Origin of the sequence: Arthrobacter sp. Bi26, from assembly GCF_918697925.1 — a bacterium.
Classification (GTDB): Bacteria; Actinomycetota; Actinomycetes; order Actinomycetales; family Micrococcaceae; genus Arthrobacter.
In genome coordinates this window covers 1-19,489 of sequence record NZ_CAKKMF010000065.1, presented here as the reverse complement: position 1 = coordinate 19,489, position 19,489 = coordinate 1, and the positions used below count along the sequence as shown (strand labels likewise).

Genomic DNA, 19,489 nt, shown 5'->3' with positions numbered 1-19,489 from the left:
ATAAGACTCTGGCCCGGGGAAGAACCCTTGGAAGGGTCCGTGGATTCCGCAGATAAGAAGGCAGGTACGGCCTAGGGCTTGTCCTTGCCCCGGCGCTTAAGGTAGCGCTCGAACTCGCGGGCGATCGATTCGCCGCTGGCCTCCGGGAGGTCGGCGGTGTCCTTGGCCTCCTCCAGCTGGCGGACATACGCCGCAATTTCGGGATCCTCGGTGGCGAGTTCGTCCACGCCGCGCTCCCACGCGTCGGCCTCCTCCACCAGTTCCGTGGTGTCCAGGGGGACCTGGACCAGCTCCTCGATCCGGTGCAGCAGGGCCAGCTGAGCTTTCGGTGACGGCGCCTGGGCCACATAATGCGGCACGGCCGCCCAGAGCGAGACCGTCGGGAGCCCGGCCAGCAACGCCACCTCGCCGAGCACGCCGACAATCCCCACCGGCCCCTCGTACTGCGAGGCCTCCAAGTCCATCCGCTCACGCAGTGCGGCGTCGTCCGTCGAAGTGCTGACCGGAATCGGGCGGCTGTGCGGCACGTCAGCCAGCAGCGCACCGACCAGGATGACGTAGTCCACATGCAGGGCCTCGGCATGCACCAGCAGCTCCGCCGTGTAGGCACGCCACTTGTAGGAGGGCTCGGTGCCCTGGACGAAGATGACGTCCACGTTCGAGTCGGGGACGCTGGCCTTGAAGATGCGAGTGGAGGGCCACTTGATCTTCCGCTCACCGGCCGCCGTCCGGCGGATCGTGGGCCGGGTGAACTGGAAGTCGTAGTACTCGTCCGCGTCGATCGCAGCGACCTTCTTGCCGCCCCAGAGCTTGTTCAGATAGCGCAGGGCATCGCTGGCGGCTTCCCCGGCGTCGTTCCAGCCTTCAAAGGCCGCCAGCATGACGGTGATCCGCCGGCCCTCGGGGACGGGCTGCAGCAGCCGCTCCGGCTCGGAGACGGCGCCTGGTTCGGTGGGGTCTGCCTCGAAGCTGTTCATGCCATCACCCTACGTCCAAGACCCCGCCCCGCGCAGGCAATACGGCACTGAGCGTGCCCCATTTCCGCCCAATTTCCGCCCGGAATCCCGCGGCCGGGAAGTCGGAATTCGCCGTAGGCGTAGCGCGGGCACCCGGCCGCGGGCTTCCCCGTAGACTGGAAGGCATGCAATCCTCAGCGTCCCGGCCCCTCCTTAAAGCAGCGCTCTGGGACATGGATGGCACCATTGTCGACACCGAGCCCTACTGGATCGAAGCCGAACGCGCGCTCGTTGAAGCGCACGGCGGACAATGGTCCCAGGACCAGGCCATGCAGCTCGTGGGACAGTCCCTGACGTTTTCCGCGGGCATCCTGCAGGAAGCCGGCGTGGCGATGGAACGGCGCGACATCATCGACACCCTCACCGGCCATGTGGTCAGCCAGGTCCGGAACTGCGTTCCTTGGCGCCCCGGCGCCCGCGAACTGCTCGACGAACTGTACAACGCCGGCGTCCGCTGCGCCCTCGTCACCATGTCCGAAGCCCCGCTGGCCCGGGAGATCGTTGCGAGCCTGCCGGAGCCCTACTTCGAGTTCCTCGTCACGGGGGACACGGTCACGCAGGGGAAGCCGCACCCGGAAGCGTACCTGACGGCCGTTGAGCTCCTGCAGCAGCAGGACCCCGAGCTCGGCCTGCACCACTGCGTGGCCCTGGAAGATTCCGTGCCGGGTGTCGCCGCCGCCGTGGCCTCCGGGGTCGTCACGGTCGCCATCCCGCACATCCTGCCCCTCCCGGACGATCCCCGCCGCGCCACCTGGGACACCCTTGAAGGCCGCACGGTTGCGGACCTGGAAGAGCTCGTGGCCCTGCGGCACGAATTCCCGGACGCCACCTTCGGGGGCGCGGCGGACTCAGCCGCTCTCTCGCCGCCCCACTCGACCGCCGCCCTGGCCGGCACCTCGACCGGGAGCCGTCCCCGTGGCTGACACCGGCGGCCACGGACAGCCCGGCAAGAACCCGGCAAGCCGCCGTGAGGGGATCCCGCTGGGCCGCATCGCCGGCATTCCGGTTTTTCTGGCGTATTCCTGGTTCATCATCGCGGCCTTCACGGTGATCGCGTACGGGCCGGTCCTGCAGAGCAACAATCCGCGCCTCGGCGTCACCGCCTTCTTCGTCGCCTTCGCCTACGCGCTGCTGCTCCTGATCTCCGTGCTGGCCCACGAACTCGCGCACGCGCTGACCGCCAAGATTTTCCACTGGCCCACGGAGAAAATTGTCCTCAACCTCTGGGGCGGCCACACCCAGTTCCAGAGCTTCACTGCCTCACCCGGCCGCTCCGTCCTGGTGGCGATGGCAGGCCCGGCGGCGAACTTCGCCCTTGCCGGCGCCGGCTGGCTCCCGCTCGCGTACGGGAACCTGAGCGGCGTGGCCGACATCCTGGCCAACATCTTCGTCTGGGCCAACCTGCTGATCGGCATCTTCAACGTGCTTCCCGGCCTTCCGCTGGACGGGGGCCGGCTGGTCGAATCCGCCGTCTGGAAAGCCACCGGCAGCCAGGAAAAGGGCACCATTGCCGCCGGTTGGGCCGGCCGGATCATCGTGATCGGCCTGGCCCTGTGGTTCATTGTCCTGCCCCTGCTCAGCGGCGCACGGCCGGATATTTCCTTCACCCTCATCACCGCCCTGGTGGGCAGCTTCCTGTGGATGGGGGCGTCGGCGTCGATCCAGCAGGCCCGCCTGCGGAGCCGGCTGTACCTTGTCGATGCCGCGGCCCTCGCCGAACCCGCCGTCGGCCTCCCTGAAACCGCCACGGTCGCAGACCTCCAGGACCGGGCGCCGGCAGGAAAGCCCGCCGTGGTGCTGTGCGACCGGGACGGCCGCCCCGTGGGCATCGTGGACGCCGCAGCGGCCGCCACCGTGCCTGCCGACCTGGCCGCAGCGACCGCCCTGACCGCGGTCTCCTACCCCCTTGGCGCCGGCGCCTATGTCCCCGAATGGTCCAAAGGCCAGGAACTGGTCCAGTACCTGGCCCAGATCGAAGGCCAGGACTACGCGGTGGTGGACCGAGAGGGCGCCGTCACCGGGCTGCTGCGCCAGTCCGCCGTCCTGCGTGCCATCACAGGCAAGTACCGGAACGAACGCCAGAACCAGGGACAGAACCGGTAGAGTTACTGGGCGGTCGTGATTTTCCGGCCCCCACGCGCAAGGACCGGTGGCCGCCGGCATGTCCGCGGCCACACAGCTTTACAGGAGCGAGGAACATCTTCATGAGCAGCGACACTGCCGCCAACGCCGCCGCCGGCATCAACACTGCCGCAGGCACTAAGACCGCCGCAGGTGAAACCACCGCCGCCACCACCGCGAACGGTGCGACCGGCGCGGCGCGCCGCCGCGGACCGTTCCGCGAAGGCGAGCGGGTCCAGCTCACGGACGAACGCGGCCGCATGAACACGATCACGCTCGAGGTCGGCGGGGCATTCCACACCCACCGGGGATTCCTGAACCATGATGAGATCATCGGCAAGCCTGACGGCTCGGTGGTCGTCAACAACGTCGGACAGCAGTACCAGACCCTGCGCCCGCTGCTCTCGGACTTCGTGCTCTCGATGCCGCGCGGCGCAGCCGTGGTCTACCCCAAGGACGCCGGCCAGATCGTGACCATGGCGGACATCTTCCCCGGCGCGCGCGTTGTTGAAGCCGGCGTCGGCTCGGGCGCCCTGTCCATCTCCTTGCTGCGCGCGGTGGGGGACAACGGCTACCTGCATTCCTTTGAACGCCGCCAGGAGTTCGCGGACATCGCCCGCGGCAACGTCGAGACCATCTTCGGCGGCCCGCACCCGGCCTGGAAGATCTCACTCGGCGACTTCCAGGAGGAAGTGGTGCGCACCGAGGAACCCGGCTCCGTGGACCGCGTGGTCCTGGACATGCTCGCCCCGTGGGAATGCCTCGACGCCGTCGCCACGGTCCTGGCACCCGGGGGAGTGTGGATCAATTATGTCGCGACTGTGACGCAGCTTTCGCGGACAGCCGAAGCCATCCGCGCGGACGGAAGGTTCACCGAACCCGACGCGTGGGAATCCATGGTCCGCGGCTGGCATCTCGAGGGCCTGGCCGTGCGCCCGGACCACCGCATGGTCGCCCACACGGGCTTCCTGCTGGTAACCCGCCGCCTCGCCGACGGTGTCACGGGAATTTCGGTGAAACGCCGCCCCTCCAAGACCGACTTTAACGAAGAAGACGTCAACGCCTGGACCCCGGGCGCCGTCGGCGAGCGGGCGGTCTCGGACAAGAAGCTGCGCCGCGCCGCCCGTGACGCAATCGCCGGAACAAATGTCGTCGACGCCCCGGAGATAACGAACTAGGCAGCATATTTCGGATGTCTCCAGCGGCACCCGCCTTCTTAGGGCTATGGTCTTAACAGAAGAGCAGGAAGGGGCTGATGCACGATGGAGACTCCGAATACTGACCCGGGCCGCACACCGGCCGAGGGCGCAGCGGATGCTGCCGCACGCACGGACGCGGCCCGGCCCGCAGCCGGCGAGGGTGAACGGTACGCCGCCAGTGAACTGTCAGTCGCAGAGCGGCAGGTCAACATCCTCCGGGACAAGCTCCGCCACATTGACCGTCAGCTTGCTGCCGCCACGCAGAACAACTCCAAGCTGGTCAGCATGCTGGAAACGGCCAAGGCCGAGATCCTGCGGCTGAAGAACGCCCTCGACCAGGAGGGACAGCCGCCGTACAGCTTCGGCACAATCCTCCAACTCAACCCGAAGCGACAGCCGACGGCCGGGAACAGCGGCCAGGCGGCCACGGAAGAATCCGTGGATATCTTCAACGCCGGCCGCAAGATGCGGGTGGGGATCAGCCCGCTGGTCAACATCAGCCAACTGGCCGTCGGGCAGGAAGTCCTGCTTAACGAAGCCCTCATGGTGGTCGCCGGGCTAGGCTACGAACGGGCCGGTGACCTTGTCACGCTGAAGGAAATGCTGGGGCCGGACCGCGCCCTGGTAGTGGGCCGCGCCGACGAGGAGCGGGTCATCCGGCTCTCCGGTGCCCTGCTCGCCCAGCGGCTCCGGGTCGGCGACGCACTGTCTATCGATTCACGCACCGGTTACGCGCTGGAAAAAATCCCGCGCTCTGAGGTGGAGAACCTCGTGCTCGAGGAAGTCCCGGACATCACCTACCAGGACATCGGCGGCCTCGGTCCGCAGATCGAACAGATCCGCGACGCCGTCGAACTGCCGTTCCTGCATCCGGACCTGTACCGGGAGCACGGGCTGAAGGCGCCCAAAGGCATCCTGCTGTACGGCCCGCCCGGCTGCGGCAAGACCCTGATCGCCAAAGCCGTGGCCAACTCGTTGGCCGCGCGCGCCGCCGAGCGCGCCGGCAAGACGGACATGAAGAGCTATTTCCTGAACATCAAGGGACCCGAGCTGCTCGACAAGTACGTCGGCGAGACCGAACGGCACATCCGCCTGATCTTCGCGCGCGCCCGGGAGAAGGCCTCCGAAGGCAGCCCGGTGGTGGTGTTCTTCGACGAAATGGATTCCCTGTTCCGCACCCGCGGCACGGGCATTTCCTCCGACGTCGAAACAACCATCGTCCCGCAGCTCCTCAGCGAGATCGACGGCGTCGAACGGCTGGACAACGTGATCGTGATCGGCGCCTCCAACCGGGAAGACATGATCGATCCGGCGATCCTGCGCCCGGGCCGCCTGGACGTCAAGGTCAAGATCCAGCGACCCGACGCCGAGGCCGCGGCCGACATCTTCAACAAGTACATCACCACGGACCTGCCTTTCCACGAGACCGACCTCGCCGAGCACAACGGCGACGTGCAGGCGACAGTGGACGCCATGGTGCAGCGGACCGTCGAGGCGATGTACTCCACCGAGAAGTCCAACGAATATCTCGAGGTCACGTACGCCAATGGCGACACCGAAATGCTCTACTTCAAGGACTTCAATTCCGGCGCCGTGGTGCAGAACGTCGTGGACCGGGCCAAGAAGTACGCCATCAAGGACCTGTTGACCATCGGGCAGAAGGGCCTGCGGATCGACCACCTGCTCCGGGCGGTCGTGGACGAGTTCCGTGAACACGAGGACATGCCCAACACCACCAACCCGGACGACTGGGCACGGATCTCCGGCAAGAAGGGCGAGCGCATCACGTATATCCGCACCATCGTCCAGGGCAAGGCCGGCCAAGAGCCCGGGAAGTCCATCGAGACGATGCCCAGCACAGGGCAGTACCTGTGACGGCTGTTGTCCCCGGCAGGCCTGCCGACACTGCGGGCGGGCTGCCGGTCGGCGGGGCGATGAGGGTGATGGGCTCGGAGACCGAATACGGCATCCACGCGCCCTCGGCCCCCGGAGCCAACGCCACGATGATGTCAGCCCGGGTCATCCAGGCATACGCCCAGGTAACGCGGCAGCGCGCCGCCGGCGGCGCCGAAACGCGGTGGGACTACACCGATGAGGAGCCGCTGCACGACGCCCGCGGCTGGACCCTCGAGCGCGGCAGCGCGGATCCGGAACAGCTGACCGACCAGCCTCCTGTCCTCGACGCCGAGGCGATCGCTCTCGCATACGGCCGGCAGGAACTCGAGGCAGACGGCGAGGACGAGTCCGGCACGCTGCTCATGAACATGGTCCTGGGCAACGGCGCACGGCTGTACGTGGACCACGCCCATCCGGAGTATTCCAGCCCCGAGGTGACCAACCCCCGCGCCGCCGTGACGTGGGACGCCGCCGGCGACCTCGTGGCGTTGGCCGCCGTCCGGCGCCTCGCCGCCGATCCCGACCTGCCGCCGGTCAATCTGTACAAGAACAACACAGACAACAAGTCCGTCTCCTACGGCTCGCACGAGAACTACCTGATGCCCCGCTCGGTGCCGTTCGGCGAGATCGTGCGCGGCCTCACGCCGTTTTTCGTCACCCGGCAGATCATTTGCGGTGCCGGACGGGTGGGCCTCGGGCAGGACAGCGCCCGGTCCGGCTACCAGATCAGCCAGCGCGCTGACTTCTTCGAAACCGAAGTGGGCCTGGAAACCACCATCCGCCGCCCCATCATCAACACTCGGGACGAGCCCCACGCCACGGCGGACAAATACCGCAGGCTGCATGTCATCATTGGCGACGCCAACCTCAGCCAGGCGTCCAACTTCCTCAAGTTCGGCACCACCGCCATGGTCCTGAGCCTGATCGAAGCCGGGCTGGCGCCGCGGATTGAAATCCACGAGCCCGTCGCCGCGCTGCAGGCCGTCAGCCACGACACCTCGCTCACCGCGCTGCTGCGCCTGGGCGACGGCCGACGGATCACCGCCCTGGACCTGCAGTGGATCTACTTGGAGGCCGCTTCGAAGCATGCGCAGGACACCGGCGTCGCGGACGCGGTGGACGGTGACGGCCACACCCACGAGGTCCTGGAACGGTGGTCCGCCACGTTGAGCGAACTCGGCGGCGACCGGGCGGCGGCCGCGTCCTCGGTGGAGTGGCTCGCCAAGCTGTCCCTGCTGGAGGGCTACCGGCAGCGGGACGGCCTGGGCTGGGACAGCGCGCGGCTGGGCCTCGTGGACCTGCAGTGGGCCGACATCCGCCCCGAAAAAGGGCTGTACTACCGGCTCCTGGCCCGCGACCGGATGCAGCGGATCGTGGACGACGCCGCGATCGCCCGCGCGGTAACCGAACCGCCGTCGGACACGCGGGCGTACTTCCGCGGACGCTGCGTCAGCCGGTTCGGCGCAGACCTCGCGGGGGCCAGCTGGGACTCGGTGATCTTCGATGTCCCCGGCCGCGGCAGGCTCCAGCGGGTCCCTACCCGCGAGCCGCTGCGCGGAACCGAAGCTCTCACAGGCGGCCTGTTTGCCCGGCACCGGGAGGCCGCAACGTTCCTGGCGGAACTGCTGGGACTCAGCCCCGGTTCCTAGGAACAAAGCCCCCCGCGGGCGCCCCGGGCGTGGCACTATTGCTACAGGATGTCCCTTAGGAGAAAAGGGACGGACATGAAGGAGAGAACAATGGCAGGCCAGGAGCAGCAGCAGCCGCAGTCGCGGGACACCGAGGTTGACGAGGACGTCCCCGCCGCGCCGCCGGCCCCAGGGGACGCCCAGGCGTCGGCAGCCACCCAGGGCGTCGACGATCTCCTCGACGAGATCGACGGCGTGCTGGAGTCCAACGCCGAGGAATTCGTCCGCGCCTTCGTCCAAAAGGGCGGCCAGTAGGAGCGCCGCCGGCCGCCGGATGAGGGCGGCGGGAGGGGCTAAGGGCCGGAAGAGTCGTTGATCCACCACGTTGAGGGAGAGCGTTAGTGCAGGAAACAACAGCCAACCGAGTAGCAGCCAACGCGACGTCCTCATTCACCGAGCATCTGCAGCGCGAACGGCCCGACTTAATGCCCTTCGGCCAAGTGCCTTTCAACCAGCTGCCCGCGGCCCATTCGGCGGCACCGCTGCAGGCCCCGCACGGGACCACGATCGTGGCGATGACCTACGCCGGGGGAGTGTTGATGGCCGGGGACCGCCGCGCCACCATGGGCAACGTGATCGCGAGCCGGCACATTGAGAAGGTCTTCCCCGCCGACCAGTACTCCGTGCTGGGCATCGCCGGAACCGCCGGAATCGCATTGGACATCACCCGGCTGTTCCAGGTTGAACTCGAACACTACGAGAAAATCGAGGGCACGCTCCTCAGCCTGGACGGCAAGGCGAACCGGCTCGGCGCCATGGTGCGCGGCAACCTGCCCATGGCCATGCAGGGCCTCGCCGTCGTTCCCTTGTTCGCGGGATTCGACCGGCCCGCAGGCTTCGGCCGGCTCTTCTCCTACGACGTCACGGGCGGCCGCTATGAGGAGCAGGAGCACCATGCGGTGGGATCCGGTTCGATGTTCGCCCGCGGCGCGCTGAAAAAACTGTGGCGGCCCGGCCTCTCGGAGCAGGATGCTGTGGCGGTCGCCGTCGAGGCTCTGTACGACGCCGCCGACGACGACTCCGCCACGGGCGGCCCGGACCCGGTCCGGCAATTGTGGCCAGTGGTGTACATCGTGAACCGAACCGGCGCCGTCCGGGTCCCGGACCGCGATCTCGCCGCCGTGGCGGTTCGCGTCATCGAGTCCCGGACCGTCGCCCAGCGGGAGGCCTGAGATGACCCAGCAGTTCTACGTATCCCCCGAACAGCTCATGAAGGACCGTGCGGATTTCGCACGGAAGGGCATCGCCCGCGGACGCTCGGTGGTTGTCATCAGTTGCCAGGACGGGATTGCCCTCGTGGCGGAGAACCCGTCCCCGTCACTGCACAAGATCGGCGAGATCTACGACAAAATCGCGTTTGCGGCGGTCGGGAAGTACAACGAATTCGAGAGCCTGCGCCAAGCCGGGGTGCGGTACGCGGATGTCCGCGGCTACTCCTACGACCGCGAGGACGTCACGGCCCGCGGCCTCGCGAGCGTGTACGCGCAGAGCCTCGGCGCGGTGTTTACGGCAGAACAGAAACCTTTCGAGGTGGAACTGGCCGTGGCCGAAGTCGCTCAAACCCAGGAGGCGGACCATCTGTACCGTCTGACCTTTGACGGGTCCATTGCCGATGAGCACGGCTTCATCGTGATGGGCGGGCAGGCGGACAAGGTTTCCGAAGCTGTCGCGGCGGGCTGGCAGGGCGAACTCGACTTCGCGGGAGCCATCCGGCTGGCCCTCGCAGGACTCGTGGCAGACAAGGAAACCACCACCCTGCCGGTATCCGCACTGGAAGTTGCGGTACTGGACCGGGGGTCGGAAAGCGGCCGCGGCACCCGCCGGGCGTTCCGCCGGCTCGAGGACCCGGACATCGTGGCATTGCTGGCTGAGGAGAAGTGAGATGGACAAGCGCATATTCGGCATCGAAACCGAATTCGGAATTTCCTATTCAAGCCCGGAGTCCCGGCCGCTGGCGCCGGAGGAAGTGGCCCGCTACCTCTTCCGCAAGGTGGTCAGCTGGGGACGGTCTTCCAACGTCTTCCTGACCAACGGCTCACGCCTCTACCTGGACGTCGGCTCCCATCCGGAGTACGCCACGGCCGAGTGCGACGACCTCGCCCAGCTGATCGCCCATGACCGCGCCGGGGAGCTGATTCTGTGCGACCTCGTGGACGAAGCCCAGGAACGGCTGGCAGCGGAAGGATTCAACGGGACCGTGTACCTGTTCAAGAACAACACGGACTCGGCCGGGAACTCCTACGGCAGCCACGAAAACTACCTGATCCCGCGCCGCGGGGAATTTTCCCGGCTCGCGGAGATCCTCATCCCGTTCCTCGTGACGCGCCAGTTGATCGCCGGGGCCGGCAAGATCCTCAAGACCCCGCACGGGGCCACCTTCGCCTTCTCCCAGCGGGCCGACCACATCTGGGAGGGCGTCTCCTCCGCCACCACCCGCTCCAGGCCCATCATCAACACCCGGGACGAGCCGCACGCGGACGCCGAGTTCTACCGGCGCCTGCACGTGATCGTGGGCGACTCCAACATGTCCGAAACGACGGCGCTGCTCAAGATCGGCACGGTGGACCTGATCCTGCGGATGATCGAGGCCGGGGTGATCATGCGCGACATGAGGATGGAGAACCCCATCCGCAGCATCCGGGAAATTTCCCACGACCTGAGCGGCCGGGCACTGGTGCGGCTCGCCAACGGCCGGCAGCTCACGGCGCTGGAAATCCAGCGCGAGTACCTGGGCAAGGTAACCGCGTTCGTGGCCGAGCACGGTGCGCACAACGCACACGTGCCGATGATCCTGGACCTCTGGGAGCGCACCTTGGACGCCATCGAAAGCGGCGACACGAGCACGATCGATACTGAAGTGGACTGGGCCATCAAGAAGAAGCTCATGGACAACTACCGGGAACGGCACGGGCTGGGGCTTGACGCGCCCCGGATTGCGCAGCTGGACCTGACCTACCATGACATTTCCCGCGGCCGCGGCCTCTTCTACCTGCTCCAGGCCCGCGGGGCCGTGCGCCGGGTGGTGGACGACACCGCGGTCAAGGATGCTGTGGATGCCCCGCCGCAGACCACGCGTGCCAAACTCCGCGGCGACTTCGTCCGGCGCGCCCAGGAGCTCGGACGCGACTACACGGTGGACTGGGTCCATCTGAAGCTGAACGACCGCGCCCACCAGACCATCCTGTGCAAGGATCCGTTCCGCAGCGTGGACGACCGGGTGGATGCGCTGCTGGACTCGATGGGCTGATACCCAGCTTGGCACGTTATTCTGGGGGTAGGGCCGCCTTGCGGCCGCTGCTTTCTTTGCCGCGGGAAACCGAACGGCACTGAGTCCACCTTGCCTCGACGAAAGTTTCCAAGTGCGCCGACTACTAGCAATTCTTCTTCCCGGACTGCTGCTGCTGACCGCCTGCGGCGGCAGCGAAGCGCCTCCGGCTCCGGAACCCACCAGCCAGTCCGCGGGTGAGACCGCCAAGCTGGACTCGGTCAAACTGACCGAGAACGGTGACAAGAAGGCCCCCGGTGTCGAGTTCACCAAGCCGCTCGACGTCAAGGAACCCACTGTCAAGGTGGTCACCGAGGGCGGCGGCGACCGGGTCAAGGCCAACCAGATCGCGGACATTTCGATCGTTGCCTTCAACGGCACCGACGGTGCCACCCTCGAAGACACGTTCCCGAACGATCCCGAGCCGCTGGAGCTGAACGACGAGCTCAAGACCAGCAGCCCCGTGATCTACAACGCGTTCGTGGGCGCCAAGGTTGGCTCCCACATCGCCCTGGCCGTTCCCGGCCAGGCCGCCGCCGAGGGGACCGAGGCCAAGCCGACGCAGCTCCTGATCGTCAAGGTCCTCTCCGCCAAGGATGCTCCGCCGGTCCTGGACAAGCCTGAGGGCGACGCCGTCACCCCGCCGGCCGGCCTGCCGACCGTCAAGGAAAACGACAAGGGCATCCCGGAGATCTCGGTCACCGGCGTCAAGGCTCCGACCGAGCTGGTCTCCCAGGACCTCATCACCGGCAAGGGCCAGGCCCTCAAGGAGACCGACACGATCACCGTCAACTACGTCGGCGTGGCCCTCGCCACCGGCAAGGTCTTCGACTCCAGCTTTGAAAGTGGCAAAAAGGCCACCTTCCCGCTGACCGGTGTCATCAAGGGCTGGACCCAGGGCCTGACCGGCAAGACGGTCGGCTCCCGCGTCCTTTTGGTGGTCCCGAAGGACCTAGCCTACGGTGATCAGGGCCAAGGCGACGCGAAGGGCGACCTCGTCTTCGTCGTCGACATCCTCGGCGTCAAATAATCCACCGCATCCACCACACGTCAATACACGTCACGTCAAAGGAGTAACCATGTCATTTGGACAGCGCAACCTCGACCGCGAGAAGCCGGAAATTGACTTCCCCCAAGGGGACGTCCCCACCGAACTGGTCATCACCGACCTGATCGAAGGGGACGGCGCCGAGGCCAAGCCCGGCGACACCGTTTCCACCCACTACGTGGGCGTCGCCTGGTCCACCGGTGAAGAATTTGACGCCTCCTGGGGCCGCGGCGCGCCGCTGGACTTCCGGGTCGGCGTCGGCCAGGTCATCCAGGGCTGGGACCAGGGCCTGCTGGGCATGAAGGTCGGCGGCCGCCGCCGCCTCGAGATCCCGTCCGAGCTTGCCTACGGCTCCCGTGGCGCCGGCGGGGCGATCGGCCCCAACGAGGCCCTGATCTTCGTCGTGGACCTCGTCGCCGTCCGCTAATCCCCACCGGCCCCCTAATCCTCGCAAGCTCGGACAGGGAACCCTGCGGGCGTGGGCCCATCGGCCGGTGGTACCAGCAGGGAATATGCTGCTGACATGCGCAAAGCGCGGTAACAATCGGAAAAGTTCTTCCGGCTGTTGCCGCGCTTTCGTTATTTTCGGGGACCGGCTTTAGTACCCTTGCGTGGTGTCCGCCTCACGTACAGAACGTCTCCTGAACCTGCTCATTGCCCTGCTCAACACCAAGTACGGCCTGCGCCGCGGTGAGCTGCGCGAAAAGGTGTACCACGACACCACGAGCAGTGACGTCGCCTTCGGCCGCATGTTCGAACGCGACAAAGGCGAGTTGCGCCAGTTTGGCTTTGACGTCGAAACCGTGACGGACACGGGGTGGGGCTCCGACGACCCGGCAACCACCCGCTACCGGATCGGCAAGGAATCGAACCGGCTGCCCGACGTCAGCCTCAGCCCCGAGGAATGCACTGTCCTGATCCTCGCAGCGCAGCTCTGGGAGCATGCCGCCCTCGGCTCGGCCGCCGTGGACGCGGTCCGCAAGCTGCAGGCCGCCGGCGGCCTCGTCGACGCCGAACTTCCCACCGGCGTCCAGCCGCGCATCCGGCCCGCCGGCCAGGCCTTTGAAGACCTGGTCGCCGCGATGCATGCCCAGCACCCGGTCAGGTTCAGCTACCTCGCCGGCAGCACGGGCCAGGAGCAGGAACGCTTGGTGGAGCCCTGGGGCCTGGGCAGCCGCTTTGGCCAGTGGTACCTCGTGGGCCAGGACCGCGGCCGGGGGGACAAACGGTTCTTCCGGTTGTCCCGCCTGACGTCCGCCGTGACCGTGCTGGAGAAAAAGGGCTTCACGCCTCCCGCCGCATTCAATGTCCGCGCCGAACTGGCTGCCCTGGCCGAGCTGCCGGTACAGAGCGCCGTCGTCGATGTCGAGCAGGGACGGCTCCTGGGGCTCCGCAAACGCGCCCAGCCGGTTTCGGAGCCAGCTCCGGAACCCGGGGCCCTGGATCTGGAGTCCGGGGCCCGGCTGCCCGCGGCCGGGAGGGACCGGCTCACGGTGCCCTTCCGCGATGCCGAGACGCTGGGCGAGGAGCTGGCCTCCTATGGTCCCCGGGTCACCGTGATTTCACCTCCCGAACTCGCCGGCGCCGTCCGCCGCCGCCTCACCGGAGCCGCCGCCTTCGCCGCCAGGCCCGTTCCGGACGTGGCCTTCCCTGAAGCCGGCCGCGCCGGGCGCACCCGCAAGCGCACCTCGGAGGACCAGCTCAAGCGGATGCTGCAGCTCGTCCCCTTCCTTGTCCACAACCAGGGACTGCATATCAGCGAGGTCGCGGCCAGGTTTGGGATCACCCGCAAGGCGCTCGAGGACGACCTGCGGATCCTGATCTGCTCAGGCCTGCCGGAAGGCTACCCCGACGATCTGCTGGACATCCAGTGGGACGATGATCACGTTTTCATCACCCAGGACCTGGACCTGACCCGCCCCGTACGTTTCACCGTGGACGAGGCCTGCGCCCTCTTGACCGGCCTGGAAACCCTCAACGGCCTGCCCGAGATCGCCGAAGGCGGCGCACTGGAATCGGTGACGCTCAAACTCATGGCCGCTGCGGGGGAGGAGGGGGTGAAGGCGGCTGCGCTGTCCGGCCCCGAGGTGGCCCCCGGCAACTCTGCCACCCTCGAAACCGCCCGTACGGCCATCAGGTCCGGGGCGCAGCTGCACTTGAGGTACTTCTCGCCGCAGCGCGACGCCGTGTCCGACCGCGACGTGGACCCCTTGCGGCTCTATTCACTGGACAACACGTGGTACCTCGAGGCGTACTGCCACTCTGCCCAGGGCCTGCGCAACTTCCGGCTGGACAGGATCGAAGCCCTTGAGCCCAACGGCCGGCCGGCGGCCGCGACGGCGAAACCGGCGGACAGCTTTCCGGTGAAACTGTTCACCCCGAACGACGACGACACGGTGGTGGTGGTGGAACTTGCGCCCCGTGGCACTGGTCTCGCAGACGACTACTACGCCGAGAGGACCGCGGCGCTGCCCGGCGGCGGCATGCTCGCCGAAATCCGGTTCGGCAGTACGGGCTGGCTGCCAATGTTCGTAGCCCAGCACGGCGGAATGGTGCGGATCCTGCAGCCAGACGCCCTCGCGAACGCGTCCAGGGAATGGCTCGCCGCTGCCCTGGCGCAATACGAAGCCTCGTCGGATCGCCCGATAGACTGATAAGCATGCCTTGGTGGTCCTGGATCCTGATTTGGATAGCGCTCGTCGCGCTGTCGCTGCTCTTCTTCGGCGTGCTCGGCGTGCGGCTGTACCGGCAAGCCATGACCACGCTTGAGGAATTGGGTGAAGCCGCCGAACGTTTTTCCCGCCTGCCCTCACCTTCGGCCCCCGAGACCGGGTCCGCAACGGCCGACGCCGGTGCCCCGGACGGCACGGACGCAGGCCCCCGGCCGGTTCCCGGCGACGCCGTTTTTGCCTCGCCTGCCCGGATGCGACATGATTACCACGCATCCAAGTCCGCCCGGCAGAACGCCCGCCGGCTGCGCCGCATCCAGCGCAAGAAGGACCGCGGGCAACCACAGGCGCTGAGCGACATCGAAACGCGTTAGTCATAGGATGTATTCAAACGAAAGGACCTCCCCCCATGAGGCTTGAAGGCTGGCATCTCATCATCATCATCGTTCTGGCATTGGTGCTTTTCGCTGCGCCGAAGCTGCCGGGCATGGCCCGCAGCCTGGGCCAGTCGATGCGCATTTTCAAGTCGGAAGTCCGGGAAATGAAGAAGGACGGCGCCTCCGACGCCAAGGATGGCTCAGAGCCGGTCGAAGGCAGGGTTATCAACCACCCGCAGGCCGGCGCACCGGAAAGCCGCACGGGCGACGGAACCGACGTTCCGCCGTCGACCCGCGCCTAAGTCCGTATGGCATTGACCATGAGCCGTCGATCGAACCCCGAGGGGAGGATGGCGCTCCTCGACCACCTGAAAGAGCTGCGCAACCGGCTCTTTAAGGCGGCAATCGCCGTCGTCCTTGGGACGGTAGTGGGTTTCCTTGTCTACCAGCCAATGCTGACGGCGCTGATCAAGCCGATCCGCGACCTGAACGAGCACGAGGGCCGTCAGGCCACCCTGAACTTTGACGGCGTCGCGAGCTCGTTCGACCTCATGATCCAGGTGTCCGTGTTCCTGGGCCTGATCATCGCCAGCCCCGTCTGGCTCTACCAGCTGTGGGCCTTCATTGTGCCCGGGCTGCACAAGAAGGAACGCCGCTTGGCCCTGTCCTTCGTGGCCGCGGCCGTGCCGCTGTTCGTCGGCGGCGTCCTGCTGGCCTGGCTTGTGCTGCCCAACGCCGTGCGCGTCCTGACCGATTTCACGCCGTCGGGCGGCTCCAACTTCATCAGCGCCCAGGTGTACCTGTCCTTTGTGCTGCGGCTGCTGCTCGCCTTCGGCATCGCCTTCCTCCTGCCGGTGGTCCTGTTCGGGCTGAACCTGGCCGGCCTCATCAAGGGCCAGCAGCTGGTCAAGAGCTGGCGGATCACGGTGTTCCTGGTCTGCCTGTTCGCCGCGATGGCCGCCCCCGGCGCCGACGCCATGAGCATGTTCTACCTGGCCGGACCCATGCTGGCGCTGTTCTTCGCCGCGATCGGGCTCTGCCTGCTCAACGACCGCCGGCGCGAGCGACGCGCCGTCAAGCATGCGGCCGAGACCGAAGCCACGGCCGACCAGGCCACCCCCAGCTCCGAGCTGGAGAACCTCTAGCCCTTCGCGCACTAGGCTGGAAGCATGTCGTCACACCCCGGGCCGGAATCGCCGTCCGAACGTTACCGCGCCAGCGTCGAGCGGGCCGCCGAAGCCAAAACCTATCTGGGCGGCTTCATCCGCTCGCTCGAATTCGAACTCGATGACTTCCAGCGCGAAGCATGCCTGTCCCTGCAGGCGGGCCGGGGCGTGCTGGTGGCCGCCCCCACCGGCGCCGGGAAAACCATCGTGGGGGAGTTCGCCATCTATCTGGCCCTCCAGCGCGGTCTCAAAGCGTTCTACACCACGCCCATCAAGGCCCTGAGCAACCAGAAGTACGCCGAGCTGGCCGCCAAGTACGGCGCCGCCCAGGTGGGCCTGCTCACCGGCGATACCAGCATCAACGGGGACGCCCCCGTGGTGGTGATGACCACCGAAGTGCTTCGCAATATGCTCTACGCGGACTCCGACACCCTCGATGACCTCGGCTTCGTGGTCATGGACGAAGTCCACTACCTCGCTGACCGCTTCCGCGGGGCGGTGTGGGAGGAAGTGATCATCCACCTGCCCAGCGAGGTCCAGGTGGCATCGCTGAGCGCCACGGTCTCCAACGCCGAGGAGTTCGGCGCATGGCTCGACACCGTCCGCGGGCAGACCGACGTGATCGTCTCCGAACACCGCCCTGTGCCCCTGTGGCAGCACGTCATGGTGGGCCGGAAGATCGTGGACCTGTTTGCCGGCGACACAACCTTTGACGAGATCGCCCCAGCCGGTGAGGCAGGGGGAAGCGAGGCAGCTGACGGTCAGGCAGTTGCCGGCCGGGCCGCTGCAGGCAGTGTCCCTGCGGCCGTTGGCTCCGCGGCCATCACCGCAGAGCTGCCCGGGCGGGCCGGTTTCGAGGTCAACCCGGAACTGCTGTCCATGGCACGGGCCGAGAGCCAGATGAATTTCCGTGGCCGCTTCGGCCATGGCGGCCGCAACCAGCGGCGGAACCAGCGCCAGCGGGACGAACCGCAGAGCGCCCAGCGCAGCCCGGTGCGGAAGGCCAGCCGGCCGCAGGTTATCGCCAGCCTGGACCGGCAGGACCTCCTGCCGGCCATCACGTTCATTTTCTCGCGGGCCGGCTGCGATGCCGCCGTGGCCCAGTGCGTCGCGGCGGGACTCTGGCTGACCACCGAGCGCGAACAACAGATCATCGCCCAGCGCGTCGACGAGGCCGCCCAGGACATCCCCTCGGACGACCTCGATGTGCTTGGCTTCTGGAGCTGGCGGGACGGCCTGCTGCGCGGACTCGCCGCGCACCACGCCGGCATGCTGCCGACGTTCAAGGAGGTTGTGGAGAAGCTGTTCGTCGACGGGCTGGTCAAGGCCGTCTTCGCCACCGAAACGCTTGCCCTCGGCGTCAATATGCCGGCCCGCTGCGTGGTGCTGGAAAAGCTGGACAAGTTCAACGGCGAGGCGCATGTCAACATCACTGCGGGGGAGTACACCCAGCTGACCGGCCGCGCCGGACGCCGCGGCATCGACGTCGAGGGCCACGCCGTCGTCCTGTGGCAACCCGGCACGGATCCCGCGGCTGTCGCCGGCCTCGCCTCACGGCGGACCTACCCGCTGAACTCCAGTTTCCGGCCCACGTACAACATGTCCATTAACCTCCTGGCGCAGTTCGGCCGGCCCCGCGCCCGGGAGATCCTCGAATCGTCCTTTGCCCAGTTTCAGGCGGACCGTTCCGTCGTTGGGCTGGCCCGGCAGGTCCGGAGCCGGGAAGAGTCCATCGCCGGGTTCAGCAAGGCCATGACCTGCCATCTTGGGGATTTCACCGAATACGCGCGGTTGCGGCGGGCCCTGGGCGATGCCGAGACCACCGCCTCCAGGGGCAGCTCCCGGGCTAAAAAGTCCCTCACCGAGGACTCCCTGAGCCGGCTGCTTCCGGGCGACGTGGTGGATGTCCCCGGCGGCAAGTCGCCCGGACTGGCGGTGGTGCTCAGCTCCGACCACGAATCCCGGGAGCCCCGTCCCGCCGTCATGACTCTGGACAACCAGCTCCGCCGGATCGGCCTGCACGACGTCGAAGGTCCGTTGTCACCGATCACGCGGATCAGGATTCCCAAATCCTTCAACGCCAAGGTCCCCAAATCCCGCCGCGATTTGGCGTCCTCGGTGCGCAACGCCATCCGCGAGCACCGGCCGCCTGCGCCCCCGCGCCGCGACGACGACTTCGGCCGGGCCTCCGCAGCGCCCAGCCAGGAGAAGCGGATCGCCGAGTTGCGCCGGGAGCTCCGCGCCCACCCGTGCCACGGCTGCAGCGAACGCGAGGACCATGCCCGCTGGTCCGAACGCTGGTGGAAGCTCCGCCAGGAAACGGACGGGCTCATCCGCCAGATCCAGGGCCGGACCAACACCATCGCGAAGACCTTTGACCGCGTATGCGGCGTCCTGACGGGCTACGGCTACCTGGAGACCTCGGACACCGGTGTGCTGTCCATCAGCCCGGACGGGCAACGCCTGCGGCGGATCTACGGCGAAAAGGACCTGCTGATTTCGCAGTCACTGCGGATGGGCGCGTTCAACGACCTCGACGCCGCCGAGATCGCCGCCCTGGCCAGTGTGCTCGTCTACCAGGCCAAGCGCGAGGACCGCGGCCTGCGGCCCAAGATGCCGAGCGTGTCCCTGGAATCCGCGGTAGACACCGTGGTCCGGGAATGGTCCGCGCTGGAGGACGTGGAGGAGGCCAACAAGCTCCCTCTCACCGGCGAGCCCGAACTCGGCCTCGTCTGGCCGATCTTCAAATGGGCCAAGGGCCGGCACCTCCAGGACGTGCTGAGCGGCACCGACCTGGCTGCAGGCGACTTTGTCCGCTGGGTCAAACAGGTGATTGACCTCCTGGACCAGCTGGCCGACATCCCGAACCTCGACCCCCGGGTTGCGCGGCTGTGCGCGCAGGCCATCAAACTCATCAAACGCGGCGTCGTCGCCTATTCGTCCGTGGCGTAGGGAGCGGGCGTGCCGGCCCGCTACCTGGCCCCCTGCCGGGCCTCCCACGACTTTCGAACCCGCCGGCGCTGGACCGGCCACCAGTTACAAGG

The 19,489-nt window shown here is 67.3% G+C and carries 17 protein-coding genes; 16 read left to right on the top strand and 1 reads right to left on the bottom strand.

What is annotated here, in order from left to right:
• Positions 1-71: 71 nt before the first annotated feature.
• Complete coding sequence (locus LQV16_RS16490; RefSeq protein ID WP_229994981.1) at positions 72-977, bottom strand: PAC2 family protein; 906 nt, start codon at positions 975-977, stop codon at positions 72-74.
• 164 nt (positions 978-1,141) lie between these two features.
• On the opposite strand from LQV16_RS16490, the gene LQV16_RS16485 reads away from it, so the two are divergent.
• The 16 genes from LQV16_RS16485 (at position 1,142) to LQV16_RS16410 (ending at position 19,397) form a co-directional block, all read left to right on the top strand.
• Positions 1,142-1,939: an HAD family hydrolase gene (locus LQV16_RS16485; RefSeq protein WP_229994980.1), complete on the top strand. Its 798-nt coding sequence runs from the start codon at positions 1,142-1,144 to the stop codon at positions 1,937-1,939.
• Entirely contained in the window at positions 1,932-3,119 is a 1,188-nt protein-coding gene (locus tag LQV16_RS16480) for a site-2 protease family protein (protein ID WP_229994979.1), read from the top strand. The genes LQV16_RS16485 and LQV16_RS16480 overlap by 8 nt, the downstream gene beginning before the upstream one ends.
• Positions 3,120-3,220: 101 nt before the next feature.
• Positions 3,221-4,315: a tRNA (adenine-N1)-methyltransferase gene (locus tag LQV16_RS16475; protein WP_229994978.1), complete on the top strand. Its 1,095-nt coding sequence runs from the start codon at positions 3,221-3,223 to the stop codon at positions 4,313-4,315.
• An 84-nt stretch (positions 4,316-4,399) separates the two neighbouring features.
• Positions 4,400-6,211, top strand: coding sequence for a proteasome ATPase (gene arc, locus LQV16_RS16470; protein WP_229994977.1), 1,812 nt, complete (start codon positions 4,400-4,402; stop codon positions 6,209-6,211).
• A gap of 59 nt (positions 6,212-6,270) precedes the next feature.
• A complete protein-coding gene (gene dop, locus LQV16_RS16465; RefSeq protein ID WP_229994992.1) occupies positions 6,271-7,881 on the top strand; it encodes a depupylase/deamidase Dop in 1,611 nt (536 codons plus the stop codon).
• A 90-nt stretch (positions 7,882-7,971) separates the two neighbouring features.
• Positions 7,972-8,175 carry a ubiquitin-like protein Pup gene (locus LQV16_RS16460; RefSeq protein WP_090581157.1) on the top strand — a complete coding sequence of 68 codons (204 nt, stop codon included), beginning with the start codon at positions 7,972-7,974 and terminating at the stop codon, positions 8,173-8,175.
• An 86-nt stretch (positions 8,176-8,261) separates the two neighbouring features.
• Positions 8,262-9,092 (top strand): proteasome subunit beta, encoded by an 831-nt coding sequence (prcB, locus tag LQV16_RS16455; protein ID WP_229994976.1) that lies wholly within the window; start codon positions 8,262-8,264, stop codon positions 9,090-9,092.
• Position 9,093: 1 nt separating this feature from the next.
• Complete coding sequence (prcA, locus tag LQV16_RS16450; protein ID WP_229994975.1) at positions 9,094-9,801, top strand: proteasome subunit alpha; 708 nt, start codon at positions 9,094-9,096, stop codon at positions 9,799-9,801.
• A gap of 1 nt (position 9,802) precedes the next feature.
• Positions 9,803-11,167: a Pup--protein ligase gene (gene pafA, locus LQV16_RS16445; RefSeq protein ID WP_229994974.1), complete on the top strand. Its 1,365-nt coding sequence runs from the start codon at positions 9,803-9,805 to the stop codon at positions 11,165-11,167.
• A 112-nt stretch (positions 11,168-11,279) separates the two neighbouring features.
• The gene (locus tag LQV16_RS16440) at positions 11,280-12,215 is read left to right on the top strand and encodes an FKBP-type peptidyl-prolyl cis-trans isomerase (protein WP_229994973.1); all 936 of its coding nucleotides are present in this window, start codon (positions 11,280-11,282) and stop codon (positions 12,213-12,215) included.
• Positions 12,216-12,264: 49 nt separating this feature from the next.
• Positions 12,265-12,660, top strand: coding sequence for an FKBP-type peptidyl-prolyl cis-trans isomerase (locus LQV16_RS16435; protein ID WP_229994972.1), 396 nt, complete (start codon positions 12,265-12,267; stop codon positions 12,658-12,660).
• Between the two features lie 187 nt (positions 12,661-12,847).
• Entirely contained in the window at positions 12,848-14,887 is a 2,040-nt protein-coding gene (locus LQV16_RS16430) for a WYL domain-containing protein (RefSeq protein WP_229994971.1), read from the top strand.
• A gap of 5 nt (positions 14,888-14,892) precedes the next feature.
• Entirely contained in the window at positions 14,893-15,276 is a 384-nt protein-coding gene (locus LQV16_RS16425; RefSeq protein WP_229994970.1) for a hypothetical protein, read from the top strand.
• Positions 15,277-15,311: 35 nt separating this feature from the next.
• Positions 15,312-15,581, top strand: coding sequence for a Sec-independent protein translocase subunit TatA (gene tatA, locus LQV16_RS16420; RefSeq protein ID WP_229994969.1), 270 nt, complete (start codon positions 15,312-15,314; stop codon positions 15,579-15,581).
• A 48-nt stretch (positions 15,582-15,629) separates the two neighbouring features.
• Positions 15,630-16,424 carry a twin-arginine translocase subunit TatC gene (tatC, locus tag LQV16_RS16415; protein ID WP_229994991.1) on the top strand — a complete coding sequence of 265 codons (795 nt, stop codon included), beginning with the start codon at positions 15,630-15,632 and terminating at the stop codon, positions 16,422-16,424.
• A 24-nt stretch (positions 16,425-16,448) separates the two neighbouring features.
• Complete coding sequence (locus LQV16_RS16410) at positions 16,449-19,397, top strand: DEAD/DEAH box helicase (RefSeq protein WP_229994968.1); 2,949 nt, start codon at positions 16,449-16,451, stop codon at positions 19,395-19,397.
• The last annotated feature ends 92 nt before the right edge of the window (positions 19,398-19,489 follow it).